This window comes from Ideonella azotifigens (assembly GCF_006519715.1).
Taxonomy (GTDB): domain Bacteria; phylum Pseudomonadota; class Gammaproteobacteria; order Burkholderiales; family Burkholderiaceae_C; genus Ideonella; species Ideonella azotifigens.
Genome location: NZ_VIDT01000441.1, coordinates 1 through 4,712, shown reverse-complemented (window position 1 = coordinate 4,712; position 4,712 = coordinate 1). Strand labels below are relative to the sequence as shown.

4 protein-coding genes are annotated in these 4,712 nt (G+C 68.2%); 1 reads left to right on the top strand and 3 read right to left on the bottom strand.

The window, feature by feature from the left end:
- Positions 1–231: 231 nt before the first annotated feature.
- Complete coding sequence (locus FKP22_RS21415) at positions 232–750, top strand: hypothetical protein (protein ID WP_141289716.1); 519 nt, start codon at positions 232–234, stop codon at positions 748–750.
- Positions 751–763: 13 nt separating this feature from the next.
- On the opposite strand, the gene FKP22_RS21410 is transcribed toward FKP22_RS21415, so the two are convergent.
- Genes FKP22_RS21410 through ileS form a run of 3 tightly spaced genes read right to left on the bottom strand, consistent with a single transcriptional unit; the run spans position 764 to position 4,650 of the window.
- A complete protein-coding gene (locus FKP22_RS21410) occupies positions 764–1,189 on the bottom strand; it encodes a YchJ family protein (protein ID WP_170201002.1) in 426 nt (141 codons plus the stop codon).
- A 4-nt stretch (positions 1,190–1,193) separates the two neighbouring features.
- Positions 1,194–1,721, bottom strand: coding sequence for a signal peptidase II (gene lspA, locus FKP22_RS21405; RefSeq protein ID WP_141289715.1), 528 nt, complete (start codon positions 1,719–1,721; stop codon positions 1,194–1,196).
- 13 nt (positions 1,722–1,734) lie between these two features.
- Positions 1,735–4,650 carry an isoleucine--tRNA ligase gene (ileS, locus tag FKP22_RS21400; RefSeq protein WP_141289714.1) on the bottom strand — a complete coding sequence of 972 codons (2,916 nt, stop codon included), beginning with the start codon at positions 4,648–4,650 and terminating at the stop codon, positions 1,735–1,737.
- Between the last annotated feature and the right edge of the window lie 62 nt (positions 4,651–4,712).

Genomic DNA, 4,712 nt, shown 5'->3' with positions numbered 1-4,712 from the left:
CGGCGGGGGTGGCGGCGCGGCGAGGGTGTCGGTCATGAGGGGGACGGCGAGCACGGCCTTGGCCGCATCGTCAGCTGTGAGGAAGGGATGAGGGTTTCGCCCCCCAAAGAGGGATGACGACGAGCGGGCTGCGCCCAACAATGTGACTTCTTGCCGCCCTGCTCGCGCCACCTCTTGGCGCCGTACGCATCGGGCGTCTTCAGACCCCCCGAAAGCCTCCGAAAGCACGCCGTGCAGCAAATCCATTATCCGGGAAGTCATTCGCGTTCCCGCTTCGTCACGCTCACCTCGTGGCTGTGCATCGTCGTCGCGGCCTGCCTCTGCAGCCTGGGCCTGGTGCCCGAGGAGCTGGACGCGCAGTCCGCCCCTTCGTGGCTGGCCGGCCCGTTGCCAGGCGTGGTCGGCTCGCGGGTTTTGGGCGGCATGCTGCTGCTGGCCGTGTGCGCATTGACCGGCGCTGTGGGCCTGCTGCTGCGCCAGGAATGGGCGCGCCGGGTCTTCATCGGCCTGCTGGGCCTGGTGATGCTGGCCTGCGTGGCGGGGCTGTGGTTGCAGCACCTGGTGCTGCAGTCGCTGCTGCAGTCCATGGCCCAGGCTGCGCCGCGCCAGCCGCTGCCGGCTGAGCTGACCGGGCTGGCCACCGTGGCGCAAGTGATGGCGGGCCTGGTCACGCTGCTGATCTGCGCCGGACTGGGCTGGATGATCAAGCGGTTGCGCTCACCCGTGGTGCGCCAGGAATTCGCGAATTGACCCCGGCCGCGGCTCAGTCCGCCAAGGCGTCCATGTAGAACCAGCGTCCCGCCGCGCCGCGTTCGAAGCGGCTCCTTTCATGCAGGCGCTGGGCACGCCCGTTCAGTTTGCAGCGGGCGACGAACTCGACCATCGCGTGGGTCGCGTCCAGCGGCTTGTGCTGGCGCACGTCCAGCCCCAGCCATTGCAGGCCAGGCTCGTCTGGCGCAAGTTCGGTCGGCCGGGTGTCGGGGTGCCAGGTCTGCAGCAGGTAGTCGTGCAGGCCCAGCACAAAGGCGCTGTAGCGCGAGCGCATCAGGCTTTCTGCATCCGGCGCCTGCAGGTGCAGCGGGCCGGCGTGCCAGCGGCCGCAGCAGTCGGCGTAGGCCAGCACCGCTGGCGGTTTGCGGGCCGGCGCCGCAGCGGTCCGGCCGCAAGGGCAGGGCGCGGCGGCGTGCATGGTTTCAGCCGTTCCCGCGTGCCACGCGGCGGATCTCGTCCAGCACCAGGCAGATGGCGCCCAGCGTGATGGCGCTGTCGGCCAGGTTGAAGGACGGGAAGGCCCGGCCGTCGTAGTGCACCTGGATGAAGTCGACCACGTAGCCGTGCATCAACCGGTCAATCACGTTGCCCAGCGCACCGCCCAGGATCATCGAGACCGAGAAGCAGAACAGCGTTTGCTTCGGGTAGCGGCGCAGCATCCAGACGATGAAGCCGGACGCCACGATGCCCAGCACCACGAAGAACCAGCGCTGCCAGCCCGAGGCGCCGGCCAGGAACGAGAACGCCGCGCCGGTGTTGTGAACGCGGACCACGTTGAAAAACGAGGTCACGAACTTGCTGTCACCGAGCTGGAAGTTGCCCAGGATCAGCACCTTGGTGAACTGGTCCAGCAGGATGACCACGACGGCCAGGCCCAGCCAGACGGCCAGGCCGGCACCGGGGGACGAGGAGCTGAGCGCGCCGAAACGGCGTTGGTTTGCACGGGCCATGTTGTGGGGGGTCTCAGGCAATCAGCCGGGTTTCGCCCGCGCCGTAAAGGTTGCTCTCGCAGCGGCCGCACAGGCCGGCGTGTTCCGGGTTGATGCCCACGTCGTCGCGGTAGTGCCAGCAGCGCTCGCACTTGGTCGCGCTGCTGGGCGTGACGGCGACGGCCAGCTCGGCGCCGTCCACCACGGCCGCTGCCGAAGTGATGGTGACGAACTTCAGGTCATCGCCCAGCGAGCGCAGCAGCGCGGCGTCGTCCAGCCCTGCGGTAATCAGCACGGTGGCCTGCAGCGAGGCGCCGACCTGGCCGGCCGTGCGCACCGCCTCGATCTCCTTGTTGACCAGGTCGCGGATCGCCCGCACGCGGGTCCACTTGGCCAGCAGTGCCTCGTCCGGCACGGCCGAGACCTCGGGGAAGGTCCAGTAATGTTCGGTGAACAGCGTGCCGCTGGTGGTCTTCGCGGCGAACACGGCCCAGGCTTCCTCGGCGGTGAAGCTGAGGAAAGGCGCCATCCAGCGCAGCATCGCGTTCGTGATGTGCCACAGCGCGGTCTGCGCGGAGCGGCGGGCGAGGCTGCCGGCGGCGGTGGTGTAGAGCCGGTCCTTCAGCACGTCCAGGTAGAACGCGCCCAGGTCTTCCGAGCAGTACACCTGCAGCTTGGCGACGACCGGATGGAACTCGTAGGCCGTGAAGTGCTTCAGGATGTCGGCCTGCAGCTCGGCGGCGCGGGCCAGCGCGTAGCGGTCCACTTCCAGCATCTGCTCGAACGGCACGGCCTGCGTGGCCGGGTCGAAGTCCGAGGTGTTGGCCATCAGGAAGCGCAGCGTGTTGCGGATGCGGCGGTAGGCATCCACCACGCGGGCCAGGATCTTGTCGTCGATGTTCAGGTCGCCCGAATAGTCGGTGGACGCGACCCACAGGCGCACGATCTCGGCACCCAGCTTGTTGGTGACCGACTGCGGCTCGACCGTGTTGCCCAGGCTCTTGCTCATCTTGCGGCCCTGGCCGTCGGTGGCGAAGCCGTGGGTCAGCAGGCCGCGGTAAGGCGCGCGGTCATACAGCGCGCAGCCCAGCAGCAGCGAGCTGTGGAACCAGCCGCGGTGCTGGTCATGGCCTTCCAGGTACAGGTCGGCCTCCGGGCCTTCCGAGTGGAAGTCGCCATTGGCATAGGCGTGTGCATGGCTGCCGCGAAGCACGTGCTGGAAGGTGGAGCCGGAGTCGAACCAGACCTCCAGGATGTCGGTGCTCTTGGTGTAGGCGGCTGAGTCCTCGGCGCCGAGGATTTCCTCGGTCGTCACGCGGCTCCAGGCCTCGATGCCACCTTTCTCGACGATGTCGGCCGCCTGGTCCAGGATTTCCATCGTGCGCGGGTGCAGCTCGCCCGAATCCACGTGCAGGAAAAACGGGATGGGCACGCCCCAGCTGCGCTGGCGCGAGATGCACCAGTCGGGCCGGTTGGCGATCATGTCGCGCAGCCGGGCCTTGCCGTTCTCGGGATAGAACTGGGTGTGGTCGATCGCGTCCAGCGCGAGCTGGCGCAGCGTCTTGCCTGCCTTGTCCTTCGTGAAGACACCTTCGCCTTCATCCATGCGCACGAACCATTGCGCCGCGGCGCGGTAGATCACCGGCGTCTTGTGGCGCCAGCAGTGCGGGTAGCTGTGGGTGATGGTCTTGGTAGCCATCAGCCGGCCGGCGTTCTGCAGCGCTTCGAGGATGACCGGCACGGCCTTCCAGATGTGCAGGCCGCCGAACAGCGGGAAGTCCGCCGCGTAGGTGCCATTGCCGGTGACCGGATTCAGGATGTCTTTCAGCGGCAGGCCGTGGGCCACGCAGGAGTTGAAGTCGTCCAGGCCGTAGGCGGGAGACGAATGCACGAGGCCGGTGCCGTCAGTCGCGCTCACGTAGTCGGCCAGGTAGACGGGGGACAGGCGGCGGTAGCCGGCGTCCACGTCGTACAGCGGGTGGCGGAACTCAAGCCCGCCGAGCTGCTTGCCCGGTGCGGTGGCGATGACGGTGCCTTCCAGGCCGAAACGCTGCAGGCAGCTGGCCACCAGGTCTTCGGCCAGCACCAGGCAGCCCTTGGGCGTGTCGACCAGCGCGTAGCTCAGCTCGGGGTTGGCGTTCAGCGCCTGGTTGGCCGGGATGGTCCAGGCGGTGGTGGTCCAGATGACGGCGAAGCCGGTCTTGCCAGCGGGCAAGGCGGGCAGGCCGAAGGCCGCGGCGAGCGCGCCTGCGTCGTTGGTCTCGAAGGCCACGTCCAGCGTGTCGCTCTTCTTGTCGGCGTATTCGATCTCGAACTCGGCCAGCGAGGAGGCGCAGTCGAAGCACCAGTAGACCGGTTTCAGGCCACGGTAGACGAAGCCACGCTCGATCACGCGCTTGAAAGCGCGGATCTCTCCCGCCTCGTTGGCCGGGTCCATGGTGCGGTACGGGCGCTCCCAGTCGCCCAGCACGCCCAGGCGCTTGAAGTCCTCGCGCTGCTGGCCGATCTGCTCGGTGGCGTAGGCGCGGCTCTTGGCCTGCATCTCGTCACGGCTCAGGTTGCGGCCAAACAGCTTCTCGATCGCGTTTTCGATCGGCAGGCCGTGGCAGTCCCAGCCGGGGATGTACTGCGCATCAAACCCGCCCAGCTGCTTGGACTTGACGATCATGTCCTTGAGCACCTTGTTCAGCGCGTGGCCGATGTGCAGCTTGCCGTTGGCATACGGCGGGCCGTCGTGCAGCACGAACAGCGGCGCGCCGTGGCGGGCGTCGCGCAGGCGCTTGTACAGGCCGCCGTCGGCGCGCGAGGTGTCGTTCCAGTCCTTGATCCAGGCCGGCTCGCGCTTGGGCAGGTCGCCGCGCATCGCGAACGGCGTGTCGGGCATGTTCAGCGTGTCGCGGTAGGCGCTGGGCGCCGGCGTCTTGGAGGTCGGGGCAGTCGAATCGGTCATGGCGTTGGGCGCCGCATCGGCAGGGCGCGTCCGAAAGTTCAGGCAGAGGGGTGGCGGCGCGC

Coding starts and splice junctions, on each gene's coding strand:
- lspA (WP_141289715.1), bottom strand. CDS start 1,721: ATGGCCCGTGCAAACCAACGCCGTTTCGGCGCGCTCAGCTCCTCGTCC.
- FKP22_RS21410 (WP_170201002.1), bottom strand. CDS start 1,189: ATGCACGCCGCCGCGCCCTGCCCTTGCGGCCGGACCGCTGCGGCGCCG.
- ileS (WP_141289714.1), bottom strand. CDS start 4,650: ATGACCGATTCGACTGCCCCGACCTCCAAGACGCCGGCGCCCAGCGCC.